The sequence below is a fragment of the Streptomyces sp. NPDC006335 genome (genome assembly GCF_040612795.1).
In the GTDB taxonomy this organism is placed as follows: Bacteria; Actinomycetota; Actinomycetes; order Streptomycetales; family Streptomycetaceae; genus Streptomyces.
In genome coordinates, this window is the sequence record NZ_JBEXQX010000017.1 from 20874 (window position 1) to 38180 (window position 17307).

At 70.4% G+C, this 17307-nt stretch carries 19 protein-coding genes and 1 pseudogene; 11 read left to right on the plus strand and 9 right to left on the minus strand.

Annotation, left to right across the window (positions count from 1 at the left end; all coding sequences use genetic code 11):
- Position 1 precedes the first annotated feature (1 nt).
- Entirely contained in the window at positions 2-364 is a 363-nt protein-coding gene (locus ABZ098_RS34790) for a cellulase (protein ID WP_356597726.1), read from the plus strand.
- Positions 364-2094: a phospholipid carrier-dependent glycosyltransferase gene (locus ABZ098_RS34795; RefSeq protein WP_356597727.1), complete on the plus strand. Its 1731-nt coding sequence runs from the start codon at positions 364-366 to the stop codon at positions 2092-2094. Before ABZ098_RS34790 ends, ABZ098_RS34795 begins: the two co-directional genes overlap by 1 nt.
- A gap of 123 nt (positions 2095-2217) precedes the next feature.
- On the opposite strand, the gene ABZ098_RS34800 is transcribed toward ABZ098_RS34795, so the two are convergent.
- Both ABZ098_RS34800 and ABZ098_RS34805 read right to left on the minus strand, forming a co-directional pair.
- Complete coding sequence (locus tag ABZ098_RS34800; protein WP_356597728.1) at positions 2218-2415, minus strand: hypothetical protein; 198 nt, start codon at positions 2413-2415, stop codon at positions 2218-2220.
- 147 nt (positions 2416-2562) lie between these two features.
- Positions 2563-4005, minus strand: coding sequence for an aldehyde dehydrogenase (locus ABZ098_RS34805; protein WP_356597729.1), 1443 nt, complete (start codon positions 4003-4005; stop codon positions 2563-2565).
- A 241-nt stretch (positions 4006-4246) separates the two neighbouring features.
- Between ABZ098_RS34805 and ABZ098_RS34810 the strand changes: the two genes are divergently transcribed.
- The 3 genes from ABZ098_RS34810 to ABZ098_RS34820 all read left to right on the plus strand — a co-directional run bounded on the left by ABZ098_RS34810 (position 4247) and on the right by ABZ098_RS34820 (position 6854).
- Positions 4247-5314 carry an alpha/beta hydrolase gene (locus tag ABZ098_RS34810; RefSeq protein ID WP_356597730.1) on the plus strand — a complete coding sequence of 356 codons (1068 nt, stop codon included), beginning with the start codon at positions 4247-4249 and terminating at the stop codon, positions 5312-5314.
- Positions 5315-5567: 253 nt separating this feature from the next.
- On the plus strand, positions 5568-5885 hold the full coding sequence (locus tag ABZ098_RS34815; RefSeq protein WP_356597731.1) for a hypothetical protein: 318 nt from the start codon (positions 5568-5570) through the stop codon (positions 5883-5885).
- Positions 5886-5993: 108 nt separating this feature from the next.
- The gene (locus ABZ098_RS34820; RefSeq protein WP_356597732.1) at positions 5994-6854 is read left to right on the plus strand and encodes an alpha/beta hydrolase; all 861 of its coding nucleotides are present in this window, start codon (positions 5994-5996) and stop codon (positions 6852-6854) included.
- Positions 6855-7138: 284 nt separating this feature from the next.
- Here ABZ098_RS34820 and ABZ098_RS34825 read toward each other — a convergent pair whose 3' ends face one another.
- The 3 genes from ABZ098_RS34825 to ABZ098_RS34835 all read right to left on the minus strand — a co-directional run bounded on the left by ABZ098_RS34825 (position 7139) and on the right by ABZ098_RS34835 (position 10094).
- The gene (locus ABZ098_RS34825) at positions 7139-7939 is read right to left on the minus strand and encodes a GNAT family N-acetyltransferase (protein WP_356597733.1); all 801 of its coding nucleotides are present in this window, start codon (positions 7937-7939) and stop codon (positions 7139-7141) included.
- Positions 7940-8147: 208 nt separating this feature from the next.
- Positions 8148-8285, minus strand: a complete 138-nt coding sequence (locus tag ABZ098_RS34830) for a hypothetical protein (RefSeq protein WP_356597734.1) — start codon at positions 8283-8285, stop codon at positions 8148-8150.
- A gap of 267 nt (positions 8286-8552) precedes the next feature.
- A complete protein-coding gene (locus tag ABZ098_RS34835; protein WP_356597735.1) occupies positions 8553-10094 on the minus strand; it encodes a DHA2 family efflux MFS transporter permease subunit in 1542 nt (513 codons plus the stop codon).
- Between the two features lie 198 nt (positions 10095-10292).
- On the opposite strand from ABZ098_RS34835, the gene ABZ098_RS34840 reads away from it, so the two are divergent.
- The 3 genes from ABZ098_RS34840 (at position 10293) to ABZ098_RS34850 (ending at position 14046) form a co-directional block, all read left to right on the plus strand.
- Positions 10293-10781, plus strand: coding sequence for a TetR/AcrR family transcriptional regulator (locus ABZ098_RS34840; RefSeq protein ID WP_356597857.1), 489 nt, complete (start codon positions 10293-10295; stop codon positions 10779-10781).
- Between the two features lie 301 nt (positions 10782-11082).
- Positions 11083-11220, plus strand: coding sequence for a hypothetical protein (locus ABZ098_RS34845; protein ID WP_356597736.1), 138 nt, complete (start codon positions 11083-11085; stop codon positions 11218-11220).
- Between the two features lie 165 nt (positions 11221-11385).
- The gene (locus ABZ098_RS34850) at positions 11386-14046 is read left to right on the plus strand and encodes a glycosyl hydrolase (RefSeq protein WP_356597737.1); all 2661 of its coding nucleotides are present in this window, start codon (positions 11386-11388) and stop codon (positions 14044-14046) included.
- Between the two features lie 45 nt (positions 14047-14091).
- Here ABZ098_RS34850 and ABZ098_RS34855 read toward each other — a convergent pair whose 3' ends face one another.
- Complete coding sequence (locus tag ABZ098_RS34855; RefSeq protein ID WP_356597738.1) at positions 14092-14364, minus strand: acetyl-CoA synthetase; 273 nt, start codon at positions 14362-14364, stop codon at positions 14092-14094.
- Positions 14365-14401: 37 nt separating this feature from the next.
- On the opposite strand from ABZ098_RS34855, the gene ABZ098_RS34860 reads away from it, so the two are divergent.
- The 3 genes from ABZ098_RS34860 to ABZ098_RS34870 are packed head-to-tail and all read left to right on the plus strand — an operon-like array spanning position 14402 to position 15593.
- A complete protein-coding gene (locus ABZ098_RS34860) occupies positions 14402-14809 on the plus strand; it encodes a hypothetical protein (RefSeq protein ID WP_356597739.1) in 408 nt (135 codons plus the stop codon).
- The gene (locus ABZ098_RS34865) at positions 14806-15264 is read left to right on the plus strand and encodes an SRPBCC family protein (protein ID WP_356597740.1); all 459 of its coding nucleotides are present in this window, start codon (positions 14806-14808) and stop codon (positions 15262-15264) included. The genes ABZ098_RS34860 and ABZ098_RS34865 overlap by 4 nt, the downstream gene beginning before the upstream one ends.
- Positions 15264-15593, plus strand: a complete 330-nt coding sequence (locus tag ABZ098_RS34870) for a TfoX/Sxy family protein (RefSeq protein ID WP_356597741.1) — start codon at positions 15264-15266, stop codon at positions 15591-15593. Before ABZ098_RS34865 ends, ABZ098_RS34870 begins: the two co-directional genes overlap by 1 nt.
- An 89-nt stretch (positions 15594-15682) precedes the next feature.
- Here the strand turns inward: ABZ098_RS34870 and ABZ098_RS34875 are convergent, their stop codons facing one another.
- The 3 genes and pseudogenes from ABZ098_RS34875 to ABZ098_RS34885 form a co-directional block, all read right to left on the minus strand.
- Entirely contained in the window at positions 15683-16561 is an 879-nt protein-coding gene (locus tag ABZ098_RS34875; RefSeq protein WP_356597742.1) for an LLM class flavin-dependent oxidoreductase, read from the minus strand.
- 182 nt (positions 16562-16743) lie between these two features.
- Positions 16744-16986, minus strand: coding sequence for a DUF5302 domain-containing protein (locus ABZ098_RS34880; protein WP_356597743.1), 243 nt, complete (start codon positions 16984-16986; stop codon positions 16744-16746).
- A gap of 39 nt (positions 16987-17025) precedes the next feature.
- Positions 17026-17130, minus strand: a pseudogene (locus tag ABZ098_RS34885) (zinc-binding dehydrogenase); the annotation flags it as partial.
- Positions 17131-17307 lie beyond the last annotated feature (177 nt).

Consider the following 17307-nt stretch of genomic DNA (forward strand, 5'->3'; position numbering starts at 1 on the left):
CATGGATCACTTCGAGCAGGAACTGGCACGCATGATGCGTGACGGTCAGCACGACACGCCGTACGAGGAACGGCACCGGGCCCGTCTGCGGGCCGGAGTCCGGGCCCGGCAACGGGTGCGGAGGCTCTGGATGGTCACCGGGTCCGGGCTGACCGTGGCCGGGCTCGGTGTGGGACTTCTGTGTCTGGCGGGGACACTCGCTCAGGGTGGGTCCAGCGGTCCGCAGCCCCGCCCGGTGACCTCCGCCGAGTCCGTCCCGTCCCCGTCGACGGTCCGTCCCGGCGCAACCGCCGACGAGGTGCCGGTGCCGACACGTGTCTCCGACACGCCCCGGGTGGCCACATGGTCGGGTTCGACGGGTTGATGTCCGTGATACGTGAGAACACACTCGCGCCGGTCGACGAGTCCGGAGTGCCGACGAGTCCCGGGCCGGGCTCCTGGGAGCGGCGGCTGCGGCGCTTCGGACACCTGGAAGGTCCTCGTACGTCCGTGCGCGACCGTCTGGTGGTGCCGTTTCCGGAGCCCGGGCCGCGGCCGTGGCGGCTGGTCGGTCTGTCCCCGGGGGCGGCGGCTCGGTCGGCGCGCTGCTCGGGGTGGGGTGGGCCACTGGTGGTGGCGGTCTTCGCCGGGATATTGCGCTTCTGGCGACTGGGCGATCCGCGAGCCGTGGTGTTCGACGAGACGTACTACGCCAAGGACGCCTGGGCCATGCTGCGGCTCGGCTACGAGGGCACCTGGCCGGATCGTAAGATTGCCGACCCGCAGATTCTGGCCGACCCCCAGGTGATCCCCCTCTCCGACGGCGGGGTCTTCGTCGCGCACCCTCCGACCGGCAAGTGGGTGATCGCCCTGGGTGAGTGGCTGTTCGGCCTCACCCCGTTCGGCTGGCGTTTCATGACGGCGGTTCTCGGCACACTCTCGGTGCTGATGCTGTGCCGCATAGGTCGCCGGCTTTTCCGTTCGACGCTGCTGGGCTGTCTGGCCGGGCTGTTGATGGCGATGGACGGTCTGCACCTGGTGATGAGTCGCGCCGCTCTGCTCGATCTCGTCGTCTCGTTCTTCGTGCTGGCGGCGTTCGGATGCCTGCTCATCGACCGCGACGCCGCCCGAGCCCGCCTCGCGGCGGCCCTTCCGATGAGCGAGGACGGCAGCGCACGCCCGGACGGACCCACCGGTGACAGCGCCGGAACGGGGGTGCGTTCCTGGCGACTCGCGGCCGGCGTCTTCCTGGGGCTGGCGGCCTCCACCAAATGGAACGGCCTGTACTTTCTCGCTCTCTTCGCGGTGCTCACGCTGCTGTGGGACGTCGGTGCCCGGCGCGTGGCGGGGGCGTACCGGCCCTGTCGCGCGGTGCTGCGACGGGACGCCGGCTGGTCGCTGGTGTCCCTCGTTCCGGTCGCCGTGGTGACGTATGTGTCGACCTGGACGGGCTGGTTCCTGTCCGACGACGGTTACGGGCGGCATTGGGCGGAGGGGCGCGGCGGTCCATGGGCGTGGATCCCGGCGCCGTTGCGGAGCCTGTGGCACTACGAGCACGCGGTGTACGAGTTCAACGTGGGGCTGCACACGCCCCACAAGTACGAGTCCAGCCCCTGGAGTTGGCTGGTTCTGGGCCGCCCCGTGCTGTTCCACTACCAGTCACCGAAGCCCGGGGTGGACGGCTGCGGCACGGCCGTCGACTGTTCGCAGACGATCCTCGCGCTGGGGACGCCGGTGCTGTGGTGGTCGGCGTGCTGTGCGCTCGTCTATCTGCTCTATCGATGGGCCCTGCGCCGCGACTGGCGTGCCGGTGCCGTCCTGTGCGGCGTGGGAGCCGGCTACCTGCCCTGGTTCCTGTACCAGGACCGGACCGTCTTCTCCTTCTACGCGGTCGTGTTCGTGCCCTACCTGTGCCTGGCCGTGGCGATGATGCTGGGCGCGCTTGCGGGTCCGCCGGGCGCGGCGGGCAGGCGGCGCGCGGGGGGCGCGGTCGCCGTGGGCGCCGTGGTGCTGCTGATCGCCTGGAACTTCATCTACTTCTTCCCGATCTACACGGGACAGACGATTCCGTACGCCGACTGGCACGCCAGGATGTGGCTCGACACCTGGATATGAGTTGTGAGCCGGACTGGGGGGTTTCGCCGCCGCCGATCGCCCGGACGGCACTGTAGAGCACGGCCGGCCGGGCGATCGGGGTCATCGTCCTGTGTGTGCCGAGGGCGACAACCCGGCGGGTGTCTACAGCCCCAGGTCGAGGGCGAGGCAGGAGTAGAACTTCCATGAGCCCTCGGGGTCGTACGATCCGTTCGCCCCGCCGGCCGGAGCGGCCTCGACAGCTTCGGTCATGTCGTCGAAACGTATGCGCTCGGGAAGCTTGCCGAATCGTGCGTGCCGTACCGCCGCCTCGGCGGCTTGTGTGCTGAGCCCCTTGTTCATGACCGTGCTCCACTTCGTCGATCGTGGACGGCGTCCCGCTTGTCGCCTGGAGGAGTCTCAGCATGCTCCTCCTTTCGTCACCTGTCAAGCAGGTGACGAAAGGAGAGTGTGAGACGTTCCCCATGGCGGCGACTTCTGCGGTTCCGGTCAGACGGTGATGGTCTTGTACTCGGTGTAGGTGCCGAGGCCGACCGCGCCGTACTCGCGGCCGACGCCGCTGGCCTTGAAGCCGCCGAACGGGCCGTCGAAGGCGACGGAAGCACCGTTGATCGTGACGGTGCCGGTGCGGACGCGACGGGCCACCTCCAGGGCGTGGTCCTCGTCGGCGGACCAGACGCCGCCGGACAGGCCGTACTCGGAGTCGTTGGCGATACGGACGGCCTCGTCCTCGTCGTCGTAGGCGATGACCACCAGGACCGGGCCGAAGATCTCCTCCTGCGCGATCCGCATGGAGTTGTCGACGTCGGCGAAGACGGTCGGGGTGACGTAATTGCCCTTCTCCAGGCCTTCGGGGATGTGCGGGCCGCCGGTGACCAGGCGGGCGCCCTCGTCGATGCCGAGTTGGATGTAGTCGCGCACCCGCTCCTGCTGGTCGGGGCGGATCATCGGGCCGATGAAGGTGTCGGGGTCGCCCGGGTCACCGACCTTCAGGGACTCGACCAGCCCCTTCAGCCCGGCCACGACCTCCTCGTGCCGGCTGCGCGGGGCCAGGATGCGGGTCTGGGCGATGCAGGACTCGCCGTTGTTGAGCAGGGAGCCGAACTTCACGCCCGCGACGGCCTTGTCGATGTCCGCGTCGGGCAGGATGATCGCGGCGGACTTGCCTCCCAGTTCCAAGCTCACCCGCTTGAGCTGCTCGCCGGCGATCGCGGCGATGCGGCGGCCGGCCCGGGTGGAGCCGGTGAAGGCGATCTTGTCGACGTCCGGGTGTGACACCAGGTGCTCGCTGGTCTCCCGATCCGCGGGCAGCACACTGATCACCCCCTCGGGCAGACCCACCTGCTCCAGCAACTCGCCCAGGAAGCCCATGCTCAGGGAGTTCTCCGGGGACACCTTCAGGACCACGGAGTTACCGGCGAGCAGGGACGGGATGATCTTCGAAGTGGCCGAGGAGAAGGGCGAGTTCCAGGGGATGACGGCGGCGACGACGCCGACGGCCTCGCGGCGCACCACGCTGCGCACCGGGGACGCCGGGTCGCAGGGTACGAGTGCCTCCTCCCAGCGGAACTCCTCCGCCGCCTTCAGGTAGGCGTTCGCCTGCCGAGTCAGGCCCGGCTGGCCGGCGCGGGTGAACCAGACTGCCGAACCGTTCTCCAGGGAGATCAGGTCAGCGATCTTCTCGGCGTTCTCCTCCCGCAACGCATTGAACCGCCGCAGGGTGGCGATGCGCTCGGCAGGCGGGGTCAGGCGCCACTCACCCGTCTCGAAGGAGGCCCGTGCCGCGGCGACCGCGCGGTCGACGTCCGCCGGCTGCGCCTGGGCGGCGCGGCCGATCACCGACCTGTCGTGCGGCGAGCAGATGTCGAGCAGTTCCGGGTCGCTCGGCTCGACCCAGGCGCCTCCGATGAAAAGCCGGCCGTAGGTGATCATGTGCGTTCTCTCTTCCGGTGCAGTTTTAGATCGTCGCCTCTAATTGACACTTCAATGTAGCACTTAGGTCACGTACATTCTCATCGATGTGCATTAGGTGCCAGCAGCCGGGCGGGCGGAAAGTCACCCTCTCTCCACCCGTCACCCCTTTGACAGGTGACGGAGGCTGTGCGAGGGTCGTCACGCCGCAGGCCCGGCAAGTACGAGCCGGTCATCTCACCCACACCACGGAGGACTCCACATGATCAACAGGCGCACCTTCGGCAGGGCCGTCGGTCTGGGCACCGGCGCGGCCGCGGTCTCGCTGACCGGCTTGCAGACCCACGCGTCCGCCGCGACCGCCGCGCGGCAGCAGAGCAGCGCTGCCGTTCCTCCGATGGCGACCATCGCGCCCGGCGCCCACACCGAGTTCAGCACGCTGAAGCACGTCAAGGCGGGTGTCCTCGACATCGGTTACGCCGAGGCCGGTCCCGCCCACGGCCCGGTCGTCGTCCTCCTGCACGGGTGGCCGTACGACATCCACAGCTTCGTCGACGTCGCCCCGCTCCTGGCCGACCTGGGCTACCGCGTCCTCGTCCCCTATCTGCGCGGCCACGGCAGCACCCGCTTCCTGTCCCGCCACACCCCCCGTACCGCCGAGCAGTCCGCGATCGCGTTGGACATCATCGCGTTCATGGACGCACTGAAGATCGAGAAGGCAGTCATCGCCGGTTTCGACTGGGGTTCGCGGACCGCCGACATCATCGCCGCCCTGTGGCCCGAGCGCGTCAAGTGCCTCGTGTCGACCAGTGGTTACCTCATCACCGACCGCAAGGCGCAGTTGGAGCCCGCGCTCCCGGCCGTGGAGCACAACTGGTGGTACCAGTGGTACTTCGCCACCGACCGTGGCGTGAAGGCCATGGAGAACGTCGACCAGCGCATCGCACTGTGCCGCTACGTGTGGACCCTCGTCTCCCCCAACTGGAACTTCTCCGACGCCACCTTCGCGCGCACGGCCGAGGCCTTCAAGAACCCCGACTACGCCGCGATCGTCCTCTACAACTACCGCTGGCGCATCAGCCTGATCGAGGGCGACCGACGGTACGACCGGTACGAGCGCAGGCTGGCAACCCAGCCCTCCATCGGCGTCCCCACCGTCACCCTCGACGCCGCTCTCGACCCGTTCACGGCGCCGGGCGACGGCACCTCGTACCGCAGCCACTTCACCGGCCCCTACCTGCACCGGACGGTCGCGGACATCGGTCACAACCTGCCGCAGGAAGCGCCTGCGGCCTTCGCCCAGGCCGTGGTGGACGCCGACCACCTTTGAGCGTCGGCCATGTCTGAGATTTCCGGCCAGCTTCTGAGATCCGGCCAGCTTCTGGGCGCCGGACACCGCTGAGCACAGGGCACGGCTGGGCACCGGTCGTCTTCGGGCAGCGGCCGCCTCCAGGCGCCGGCCCCGGATACGGTCCGCCCGTAACCATCATCCACACCCAACCGCGCCCATCCGCACCCGTCCTCCCCCGCCACCGGCCCGGCGCCCCGCACACCGTGTCGGTTCGGCGGAAAAGGCGTCCCCGATGAGCGAATTCCAGTGGAACCCGCTGCCCGCCGCCGAACTGCGTGCATTGCCGGTGCGGGACGCGGTGGTGCTGCTGCCCGTCTGGGCCACCGAGCAGCACAGGCCCCCATCTGCCCACCGGCGTCGACGACTTCCTGGCGGCGGAGGTGTGCCGCCGAGCGGCGGCACTGCCACCCACCCGGAGCCGATCCGTGACGGGCATCTGCCCGAGGTTCACGGACCGCGGATCACACTGCCGGCGGAGTCCACCGACCCGGTGCACATGGCCGTGCTCCTTCACCGGGTATCACCGAACCGACATTCGTCACCGCCTTGACGGGTGACGTTCTGCGTGAAAGATTCATCACCTGTTAGGCCGGTGACGAGAGCCGGCTGAACCGGACCATCGCGAGTATCGAGAAGAATTCCTGAGAGGGGTCATGTCGTGGTCAGCATCAAGGGTGGACGCAAGCGGCTGGTGACGGGGGCGGTCGCGACGGCCACGGCGGGGCTGGCGCTCGGCGCGTTCGCCCTCAGCGGCACCGCCAACGGCGCGACGGAAACCGCGGAGGCGACCGGCGCCACTGAGCACGCGAAGCCCACCGTCATCCTGGAGCACGGCGCCTTCGCCGACGGCTCCAGTTGGAACGGCGTCATCGCCGACCTGCGCGCCGACGGCTATCCGGTCGTCGCCGCCGCCAACCCGCTGCGCGGCCCGGCCTACGACGCCGCCGCCCTGCGCACCGTCCTCGACCACGTCAAGGGCCCGAAGATCGTCGTCGGACACTCCTACGGCGGCAACGTCATCAGCGAGGCCGCCACCGACGATCCCGAGGTCAAGGCCCTGGTCTACGTGGCCGCCTTCCTGCCCGCCCCCGGTGAGAGCGCCCTGGAGCTCACGAACAGGTACCCGGGCTCCACCCTCCCCGGCACCCTCGACCCGGTCACCTACAAGGCGGCCGACGGCTCCACCGCCACCGACCTGTACATCCAGCAGGACAAGTTCCACCACCAGTTCGCCGCCGACGTGCCGGCCCAGCAGGCCGCCCTGATGGCCGCCGAGCAGCGCCCCATCGCTCAGGCCGCCTTGGAGGAGAAGGCCACCACCGCGGCCTGGAAGACCAAGCCGAGCTGGGACATCATCACCACCGAAGACCTCAACATCCCCCCGGCCGTGCAGCGCTTCATGGCCGAGCGCGCCCACGCGCACACCACCGAGGTCGCCGCCTCCCACTCGGTCGCCGTCTCCCATCCACACCTGGTGGCCCGTGTGATCGAGCGCGCAGCCCGCGCGACCGTCCACTGACACTCGCGGAGTGGGCGGCGGGACCGCTCAAACCTCCCGCCGCCCTCGGACAGCTTCCCGATCTCATCGGCACAGGTGTCCGCCACGTCGCGGTCGAACTGCGGCCGGGTGAGTACCGGGTTGCTGCTCTCCGACGGACGCTGCGTTCGGCCGGTGCCGACGGGCTCGCCGGAGGTGTCGGCCGTCGTCATCCTGCGTTCCCGAACGAACCACGCAGCTCGGGCACTTGACAGCCGCTTCGATGCCTACGCCCCCGAACGCGACGCACAGTCACCGCCCTCAGCTCAGTCCTTGAGCGCGTAGAAGTGCATCGGGGAGTTCGGCTCGAAACCGATGCGCGGATACACGGGTGCCCCGGCGACGGTCGCGTGCAGGGTCGCCCGAGTCAGTCCGGTGGCACGGGCACCCTCGTACAGCGCCTTGCGGGTGACCGCCTCGCCGTAGCCGCGGCGCTGCTGCGCGGGGTCGGTGGCGACGAGCACGACGAAGAGCCTGCCCTGGGCTTCGACGGTGGCGGCGCAGGCGACCGGTGTGCCGTCCCGCAGTGCCAGGTAGGCGTACACCTCTTGTTTCCAGAGGGTGGAGCCGGCCAGTCCGTCGCGGCCATCGTCGAGGGGGAAGCCGTAGGCGCGCGAGTTGAGGTCCGCGTACGCCAGCAGGTGTGCGTCGGTGGTGACGCGTTCGAACGTCAGCTCCGGATGGTGGGGTTCAGGGATGGGAAGCAGGTCGCCGGCCATACCCGTGCCGGGGAAGGCGTGGGTCAGACCCGCGCGTTCCGCTGCCTCTTCCAGTGCCGCGCGTGCGTCGTCGGCGAGCAGATCCTCGAACAGCCACAGGAAACCCGGTTGCCGTTTGGCCCCCATGATGTCCGCCGCCTGTCGCAGCCGCTTCTCCAGGAGCGTCGCGTCGGCCCGGTCCTCGGTCAGGGTGATCGCGTTCCAGAAGGCGAACCGGCAGTCCGCCCAGCGGACGGCGATCCCCGGGAGATCCCTTACGTCCGCGTTCTCGTTGCGGTCGAGCACCATGGCACGCCAGACCGTGCAGAGTTGTGCCACGGATTCGGTCGCAGCGGTCAGGTTCGTCACGGCAATCCCTCACTTCGTCGTGTGCGGTAGGTGTTGTGCGCCGGGTACGACGATCTTTGCCGTCCGGGGTGTGGCGACACCGCCGTTCACGTCATAGTGGGTCCAGTTCAGGACAGCCGCCGTCCGCCGTCCCGTTCGCCCCCAGTACGGGGCCCGGTGACAGCCCGGCGGCGGCCACTGGGAGACGCGCCCCCCCCTGGAGCGGCCGTCATGGTCGGCCGGGGTCGTAGCGCTGCTTCACCGCGGCCAGCTGGTCGAACCGCTCCGCCGCGAACACCGCGCGCACGCCCTCCGTGTCGGTCGCCTCGTCAGGCGAACGGCGGTGTTGCTGAGGCGTGTCGAACACCGTACGGCGCTCACAGTGGACCGAGGCGCCTGGCATATGGGCGCAGCTGCGGTGCGGCGCGGACGAGACGGTCGCGGCGCTCCCGGAGTAGGTCGCGCGCCATGCGTGATGCGGGGCCGCGCTCTGAACCCGTTGTGGGACACCCAGCTCCAGCGGCTCTCGGAGACGGCTTCCCGGGATGGCGGCGCGTGACCGGCGCCCTGGGCGGCCGGAGCACGCCGCCGGCCGGCAGCCGGAATGGCGTCGGCCGGTAAAGGGCGTGGCGGGTCAGGCGGCCGGGACGGAATCCCTGGCGGGTGCTGAGGCGGAGTGGTCGGCGGTGGCGGTCTCACCGGTCGTGCGTGCCGGCTTGAGGAACAGTGCGAGGACGATCCCGAGGGCGAGGGCGGGCGCGATCCAGAGGTAGCCGCCGGCCGTGGCGTGGGCGAAGGCGTCCAGTGCGGTGTCGCGCAGGGCACCGGGAAGCCGGCCGATGGTGTCGGGGCGGGTGGCGTCGAAGCCGCCGGCGGTCGGCAGGCCGCTGGTGCGGTCGGCGAAGCCGGTGTTGAGGAGGGTGCCGAAGACGGCGACTCCGAAGGCGGCGCCGATGGAACGGGCGAAGGTGACGAAGGCGCTGGCTGCGCCGAGGTCGGCGGTGGGCACGCTGTTCTGGACCGTGGTCAGTACGACCATGGGCACCATGCCGATGCCCACACCGGTGATCAGGAAGTAGACGCTCAGCACAAGGGCGTTGGTGGCCGCCCCGATGGTGCCGAGCAGGAGCAGCCCGGCGAGATTGACGACCAGGCCTGCCAGCAGGATCGACCGCAGCCGCCCGACCTGTGCCGCCCAGCGTCCGGCCAGGGACTGGCTGACGACCAACCCGGCGACCAGGGGCAGCATGTGGATGCCGGAGAGGGTGGCCGAGACCCCGTGGACGATCTGGAGGTAGGTCGGCAGGTAGACCAGCACGGAGAACATCGCGGCGTTGGCGAAGAAGGCGATCAGCGAGGAGAACACCACGGTCCGGGAGGCGAACATGGCCGGCGGCAGGACGGGGGCGGCGGCGCGCCGCTCGACCGGCACCAGAAGTACGGCCAGAGCGACGGTGACGGCGATCAGACCGACGATGGCCGAGGAGCCCCAGCCCCAGCGCTCCCCGAAGGACGTGACGAGGACCAGGCCGGTTGCGATGGCGGCCAGGACGGTGGCACCGAGGTAGTCGATACGGGCCCTGACGCCTCGGGTGGCGGCGGGCAGGGCGCGCGCTGCGATGGTCAGGGCGACGATGCCGACCGGCAGGTTCACCAGGAAGGCCCACCGCCAGGACAGTTGATCGGTGAAGACGCCGCCCAGCAGGGGGCCGACGATGCTGGCGACGCCGTAGACCGAGCCGAACAGGCCCTGATAGCGGCCGCGTTCGCTCGGGGCGACGATGTCGCCGACGAGGGCGAAGGTCAGCACGATCATGCCGCCGCCGCCCACACCCTGAAGTACGCGGGCACCGACCAGTTCGGGCAGGTTCTGTGCGAGGCCGCAGACCACGGAGGCGGCCAGGAAGACCGAGGTCGAGGCCAGATACAGCGGCTTGCGGCCGAACATGTCACCGAGCTTGCCCCACAGAGGTGTGACCGCGGTCGACGCGAGCAGGTAGGCGGCGCTGACCCACGCGATGTCGTCGAAACCGTTCAGGTCCTCGGCCATGCGGGGCAACGCGGTCGAGACGATCGTCTGGTCCAGGGCGGCGAGGAGGACCGCCAGGACCAGCGCGCTCATCGCGGCGGCGACACCACCCGCCCTGGGTGAGGAGGAGCTGTCTGCCTTCGACATGGGAAGGTGCCTTTCAAGAGGTCTCACTGATCTGGCGCTACCAGAATTATCTGTCACATCAATGTAGCACTTAGGCTTCGTCCTTCTACTCCTCCGAGGCGCTATATGTCACAGGCATCACACGCCGCCACTAGAATCGGTGTGGTGAGAGCCGATGCAGCGCGCAATCTCGAAGCCGTCCTGACCACTGGGGCACGCATGCTTGCCGCCGACCCCGGCGCGAGCATCGCGAGCATCGCCGCCCAGGCAGGAGTCGACCGACGCACCGTCTACCGCCGCTTCGCCTCCCGCGAAGACCTCCTCGCGGCCATCTACGAGGCCCGTCTCAGCGCCATCGAGCAGGCCATCGAAGACGCCCGCCTGCGCGAAGCACCCGTCACCGTCGCCCTGCACCGCTACGTCGAGAACATCATCACCGTCAACCGCACCTGGCCCGTCGACCTCGCCCGCATGCTCACCGACGAGAGCGTCCACGCCCGGCGCGACGCGGCCGTCGAGGAGGTCGACACGTTCCTCCGGCGCGCCACCGACGAAGGCCTGCTCCGGTCGGGTCTCCCCCAGGGCTGGGCGAGCGCGCTGCTGCCCCAGCTCATGCACCTGGTCTCGCGGCAGTTGCCGGAACTGAGTGCCGGACAGGCGGCGGACGTCGTCGTCGACACCCTCCTCAACGGCCTCGGGGCGTCCTGAGCACATGTGTCGGGGGCGGGCCGTTCCGGGTCAGGGGCGGCAAGCAGGCGGTTTCGACGGAACGTGCCTGGAGGCCTCCCGCCTGAGAGAAGTCGGCACACGTGTTCGCCGGACCCACCTGCGCATTCCGACCTGATGGCGGCGACCGTACGGCACCGGCTGGCGAAGCTGGACCGGGCCATGAGGCCACCGCGGATCTGCCGGCGGGCTCCTGAGGTTTGCACCAGGCACCTCAATGGGCGGGACGCCGGGCCGCGCCCCGGGCACCCAGGTCAAGTGGGGTCTCCATCAGGCGGTCGCCGTGGCACCGAAGGCCGGCGCCGATACCCATACCGATGTCGATGCCCACACCGATACCGAGGCCGAGGCCGAAGCCGATACCGGAGCCGAGGCCGAGGCCGAGGCGTGCGGCTGCCGACCGGGCCGCGACAGCTGCTGAGCGCGCCGGAAGCGGGTGTCGGAGCACCCGTGCCGTCGAACTCACCGCCCAAGTCGCGCAAGTGGCAGGTTCTGGTCAAAGGCTTCCCAAACCTCCAGACGCTCCCTCCCCCTCGTGATCGGGTCTCCAGCGACGTCTGTATCACCGCCCGTTCGGGAGGACCTGGTGTCAGCACCAACTCGTAGAAGACGATGGCTCACCATCTGCGCCATCACCGCAACCGCCGGACTCGTCGCGCTCCCCGCGAGCGCCGCGCCCGGCCGACACGACAGCAGTCCCTTCGGGGCCCGCACACTCGCCCAACTCGCCGCCGAGCGAGCGCAGTCGGTGGGCACCATGAGCCCCAAGGTCAAGGAAGACGGAGACGACGGCGACGACGGCAACGAGGCCGACGAGATAGCCGAGGGCGCGGACCAGTACGCCGAGGCCCGCACCTCGCCCGGCATCGTCGCCCCGGGCGCGTACGGGGCCGCATGGTCCAGCCTCACCAAACTCCCTCGTACCGGCGGCAGTTGGCGCAACGTCACCGATCTGCCGTACAACTCCGACGATCCCCGTTACCGCGACATCGACTCCAACTCCAGTGGTGGCTCGGGCAATGTCACCGGCCGGATGGCCGCGATGGCCGCCGACGACGACGGGTACGTGTACGCGGGCAGCGCGGGCGGCGGGGTGTGGCGGTCCCGTAGCGGCGGCGGGCACTGGCAGCCCATCAGCGACCGGCTGCCCTCCCAGTCCACCGGTGCGCTCGCGCTCGACGGCGGCGGCCGGCTGTGGCTGGGCACCGGCGAGGCGACCACCAACGCGGACGCCTACCTCGGCAGCGGCGTCTACGTCCTTTCGGACCCGCGCCACGGCACGTTCTCCACGCGCAGCCGCGTCGGGGGCGACGAGCTGGAGTCCACCACCATCCACGAGCTGCGCTTCGGCGGCGGCAAGGTGTGGGCGGCGACCAGCGCGGGCGTGTGGAGCCACTCCACGAAGCAGCTCAGCGGTGCCTGGAAGCTGGAGTTCGCGCCCAACCCCGCGTACCTGCCCGGCGGTTCGCAGGCCGACGACCCCGACGCCGCGTACAAGAACATCACCAACGACATCGCGATCGACCCGAAGAACCCCTCCAAGGTCGTTCTGGCGGTCGGCTGGCGCAGCGGTGACGACTACAACGGCTTCTACACCAAGGTCAACGGCGCCTGGACCCGGATCAGCAGCGGCTTCGGCGACCTGCCGACCGACGCGGACGACGTCGGCAGCGTCACCTTCGCCCGCTCCGCCGACGGCTCGCGCTACTACGCCATCGACCAGTCCCCGGAGCAGTTGAACACCAATCCGGACAGCGGCCTTGAGGGCATCTACGTCTCCAAGTCGGGCTCTCCCAGCGGCCCCTGGACGAAGATCGCCGACTACCAGGGCCTGGCCGCCGACGGCTCGGCACTGACGTCCCCGGGCTACATGCCCGGTGTGCAGGCCTGGTACAACCAGTTCCTCACCGTCGACCCGGCCGACGCCGAGCACGTGTACGCGGGCCTGGAGGAGGTCTACGAGACCAAGGACGGCGGCACCAGCTGGTCGACCGTCGGCCCGTACTGGAACTTCGGCTTCTCCTGCTGGAGCATCGACCCGGCCAAGCAGACCGGCGACTGCAACCCGACCACCCACTCCGACCAGCACGGCGTCGCGATCGGCCGCTACCACGGCAGGAGCTTCGTGTACGTCGGCAACGACGGCGGCGTCTACAAGCGCCCCGTCAACGGCTCCCAGGACTCCTCCGGCCACGCCACCGACTGGACCTCGCTCAACGACGGCACCATCGACACCCTCCAGTACTACTCGGTCGGTGTCGGCAAGGACCTGGACCACGGCGGTGTCTCGGTCACCGGCGGTCTGCAGGACAACGGCCAGTCCGTCCTGCGCAGCAACGACACGGTGATGGGCTCCAACTTCGGCGGCGACGGCGGCGACACCCTCACCGACCCCGCCAACGGCTGCAACATCGCCGAGGAATACGTCTACCTGTCCATCCAGGTGACCCAGAACTGCGCGGTCAACGACGGCAGCTGGATCGACGACCCGAGCAAGGCCACGTCGTACAACGTCGCCCCGGCCGACAACGCCACCAGCGAGGCACGCTTCATCGCCCCGCTCGCGGCCGACGCGAAGAACAGCTCGACCTGGATCGCCGGCGGCCGTCACATCTGGGTGCAGACCCACGGCTACGCCATCCGCAGCGGTGACGAGTGGAAGAGCGTGTACGACCTCGGCGAAGGCCGTACCGCGACCGCCGTCGCGGCCTCGGGCGGCAAGGTGTACGCGGCCTGGTGCGGCCCCTGCAACAACCAGGGCTTCGCCCGCGGCATCGCGGTCGGGAACGCCGACGGCACCGGCTGGCACGACATCGCCCTGCCGGCCACCGGCGCGGACGGGACCGTACCGAACCGCTACCTCAGCGGCTTCGCCGTCGACCCGAAGAACGCCGACCACGTCTACCTGACGGTCAACGGGTTCTCGCGGCAGTGGACCGAGGGCCCGGGTGCCGGTGTCGGCCACGTCTTCGAGTCCAAGGACGGCGGCACCACCTGGAGGGACATCTCGAAGAACCTCCCCGACGTGCCGGCCGACTCCGCGGTCGTCACCCCGAACGGCGGCCTCGCCGTCGCCACCGACCTCGGCGTCGTCTACCGCGCGCCCGGCCGCTCGGCCTGGCAGCGTGTCGGCTCGCTCCCGGCCGTCGCCGTGCTCCAGCTCAAGCTGAGCCCCGACGGACGCACGCTGTACGCGGCGACCCACGGACGCGGCATCTACACGATCAAGGTGCGGGACTGCGACTGAGGCACCCTCGGCGTCGCGGTGAAGGGGTGACCCCGGTCTCCGGGGTCACCCCGCCGTCGTGTGCGGCACCACGGTCACCCGGAACGTGAAGGCCACACCGCCCGTGCCCGCCAGGTCCGGCTCCTTCGCCAGGGCGCTGATGTCGGCGGCACCTCCGCGGGTGCCCGGGCAGCGCAGCGAGGCCCTCGCCGTGCCGTCCGCGTCCAGCTGCCAGCCGGACGGCAGGACGAAGGCCGGGGCGGAGCTGCGTACGGCGGTCCACCGCTTGCCGTCCGTGCGCGGGCGCAGGACGAGCGACACCACGGTCCCGGGCCGCACACACACCTGCCGCCGGACCGCATCACCCGGGAACACCGTGACCTCCGCATGCCCGCCGGCGCAGCTCTCCGACGGGGAGGGCTCCGCGGCCGACGCGGACGGACCCACTTCCGTCGGGCTCGCGGTCGGGCTCGCAGGGGCCGTCCCGGACGCGGACGTCGACGCACCGGTCGACGGTGTCGCGGAGCCGCTCCCGGACGGCCCTCCGGACGAGCCGCCGCACGCCACCAGGACGACCGCTCCCGCGATCACCCATCCCCCGGCCCACCACCGCATCCGTACACCTCCCGGCCCGGCTCCCACGGACACCAGCATGCCCCACAGCGCCACGAGGCCGACCTCGGCACGTGCCCGGGGCGCGCACCCGCCGCCGATCACGGCCATGCTGGAGACGACCGAGCACCGACGGCGGCCGAACCAGGGGACTGAGGCGGTGACACGATGACCATCGACGTGACGGTACGGCGCGTGATCCCACTGCCGCCCGAGCGGGTCGCCGAGTACGCCATGGACTGGCGCCACGACGCCGAGTGGACGCAGGGCATCCGTACGGCGGAACTGACCCGGCAGGCGGACGGCGGCGGATTCGGGACGGGCGCCGAGGTCACCCGTACGGCCCGCTTCCTCGGCCGGCGCATCGACTACGTCCTGCGTGTGGCCGCGTACGAGCCTCCGAGGCTGCTGGACATGGTGTCCGTGGCGGCTCCCATGCCGATGCACGTGACCTACTCCTTCGCGGCGCATCCGGGCGGCACGCTCGCGGCCATCCGGGTACGGGGAGGCCCGGGCGGTCCGCTGAGCCTGGCGGCACCCCTGCTCTCCCGTCAGGTCCGTTCCTCCCTCACCAAGGATCTGCGTGACCTCGAGCGCAGACTCTCCGCGCGGCAAGGAGACATCTGATGGCGTACGACGAAGGGCTCGCCGAGCGCATCCGCCGCTGCCTCGGCACGGATCCCGGTGTCGCCGAGAGGCGCATGTTCGGCGGCATCGCCTTCCTGTACCAGGGCAACATGGCCGTCGGCGTGACCGGTGACGACCTCATGGTCCGCGTCGGCGCCGACGCCGCCGACGCGGCCCTCGCCCGGCCCGGGACGCGGCTCTTCGACATGACCGGCCGCCCGATGCGCGGCTGGGTCCTGGTCACCGGCTCCGCCGTGACGGAGGACGGGGCCCTGCGGGCGTGGATCGACGAGGGACGCGCGTACGCGGCGAGCCTGCCGCCCAAGTAGGCGCCCTCGCCGCTCCGGACGTCGGCCGGACGTCGGATCTGCGTCCTCGGCCCGGGCTGAGGACGTACGGCGATCGCCGATCCATGACGTCAGTCGTGCTGCGCGACCGCCTGCAGTACGGCCTTCAGCTGCCGCAGCGGATCCGGCCCGGCGATCCGCAGGGCGACCGTGTCGGCACCGGCCGCCGCCAGCTCGCGGATCTGCTCGGCGGCCTTGGCGGCGGGGCCCGAGACGGTGAACACCTCGTGTGGCGGACGTCCGAGCCAGGCGGCGTGGCCCTCGACGTGCGGCCGCAGGGCCTGAGTCACCTCGTCGGCGTCGTCTCCGACGCAGGCGAAGGCGAAGACCGTCAGGGTGTGGTCGGACGCGGCGCCACCCTTGCCGATCAGGGCGCGGGCGTTCTCCAGGTCGTGCGGACCGTGGCCCTCCGCGATCACGGTGCCGTCCGCGACCCGTCCGGACAGCTCCAGGGAGCGAGGGCGCACCACTCCCGCGACCACCGGCGGAACCTCGGCCGGCGGATGCGTCAACTCGACGCCGTCCAGGCGGACTTCACGGCCCGCCAGTTCGACCCGCTCTCCACGCAGCAGCGCGCGAACCGAGGTGATCGTCTCCTCCAGCAGGGCCAGCGGGGAGCGTGCCACTGCCCCCACCTGGGCCATCCAATCCTGCCCCCCGTGCCCGACGCCGGCCACCAGCCGGCCGGGGAACACCCTGGCCAGCGTGGCCAGTTCCATCGCGAGGAGCGCGGGGCTGCGCAAGGGGGCGGGGGCGATGCCGATGCCCACCCTGATGCGCTCCGTGGCTCCCAGGGCCACGGCCGCCGCGGACACCCCGCCGTTCCACCCGAGGTCCTCCACGACCCACAGGTCGTCCACGCCGAGCGCCTCGGCCTGCCGGGCGAACCCGGGCAGCCCTTCCGGGGCCCAGTCGCGGTCGTACATCACACCGATGCGTACGTTCGTCATACGCCGGAACCTATGTGGCGGCGACGCATCGTTCAACGGGGTATCCGGGCCGGTGAGTTCGGCCACCGCGAGGACGACCTACGGCAGGGGGTGAGGTGCCCGGAAGCGGTCTCGGAGATGTCGAGTGCTCCCGGGCGGCCACAGCGGCAGCGGCAGGTGTTCGGCTGCCGAACCGCTTCGGCTCAGCCCCCGCTCTTGCGCCGGAACGACCGCTGGCTCGACGCCGGGCCGTGCGCCCCGCGGATCTTCGCCGCGGGAGAGTTGGCGGCGATGTCGGCGGCCTCCGCCTGTGCACCGCGTTTGCGGTCCAGCGCCTCACGGAACTTCCGTTTGAGGTCGTAGTTGCCGTCGCTGTCGGGTGCGATGGCTGACGTCTCGGCGTCGGTCGGTTCCGAACCTTCTGGGGATGCGGCTTCTGCGGTCATCATGACCTCCTGGGTTCGGGCAGTGGGAAGCACAGCTTGTCATGCCGTGAGCACGGTCTTCCCCTCGATATGCCCTCGGGCGGCACGTTCGTGTGCTGCCCGGGCGTCTTCGAGCGCGAACGTGCTGTCCGTCGCGACGCGGATCAACGTGGTCGTGAGCGCCGTCCTGGGGGAACACAGGTACGACGACCGCTGGCCCCTCGCCCCGATCAGAACCGACTCGAGCGCTCGGCGCCCGGGACATCGGGGGCGGTGTCCGACCTCTTCGTGACCGGATCCGACCAAGCGATGATCGGCACTGTCTTGGTCAGCCGACACGAA

Excerpts from the sequence above, each read along its gene's own strand:
- ABZ098_RS34795 (WP_356597727.1), top strand. The coding sequence starts at position 364 with ATGTCCGTGATACGTGAGAACACACTCGCGCCGGTCGACGAGTCCGGA.
- ABZ098_RS34870 (WP_356597741.1), top strand. The coding sequence starts at position 15,264 with ATGGCGTACGACGAAGGGCTCGCCGAGCGCATCCGCCGCTGCCTCGGC.
- ABZ098_RS34810 (WP_356597730.1), top strand. The coding sequence starts at position 4,247 with ATGATCAACAGGCGCACCTTCGGCAGGGCCGTCGGTCTGGGCACCGGC.
- ABZ098_RS34800 (WP_356597728.1), bottom strand. The coding sequence starts at position 2,415 with ATGAACAAGGGGCTCAGCACACAAGCCGCCGAGGCGGCGGTACGGCAC.
- ABZ098_RS34805 (WP_356597729.1), bottom strand. The coding sequence starts at position 4,005 with ATGATCACCTACGGCCGGCTTTTCATCGGAGGCGCCTGGGTCGAGCCG.
- ABZ098_RS34875 (WP_356597742.1), bottom strand. The coding sequence starts at position 16,561 with ATGACGAACGTACGCATCGGTGTGATGTACGACCGCGACTGGGCCCCG.
- ABZ098_RS34865 (WP_356597740.1), top strand. The coding sequence starts at position 14,806 with ATGACCATCGACGTGACGGTACGGCGCGTGATCCCACTGCCGCCCGAG.
- ABZ098_RS34880 (WP_356597743.1), bottom strand. The coding sequence starts at position 16,986 with ATGACCGCAGAAGCCGCATCCCCAGAAGGTTCGGAACCGACCGACGCC.
- ABZ098_RS34815 (WP_356597731.1), top strand. The coding sequence starts at position 5,568 with ATGAGCGAATTCCAGTGGAACCCGCTGCCCGCCGCCGAACTGCGTGCA.
- ABZ098_RS34840 (WP_356597857.1), top strand. The coding sequence starts at position 10,293 with ATGCTTGCCGCCGACCCCGGCGCGAGCATCGCGAGCATCGCCGCCCAG.
- ABZ098_RS34790 (WP_356597726.1), top strand. The coding sequence starts at position 2 with ATGGATCACTTCGAGCAGGAACTGGCACGCATGATGCGTGACGGTCAG.
- ABZ098_RS34835 (WP_356597735.1), bottom strand. The coding sequence starts at position 10,094 with ATGTCGAAGGCAGACAGCTCCTCCTCACCCAGGGCGGGTGGTGTCGCC.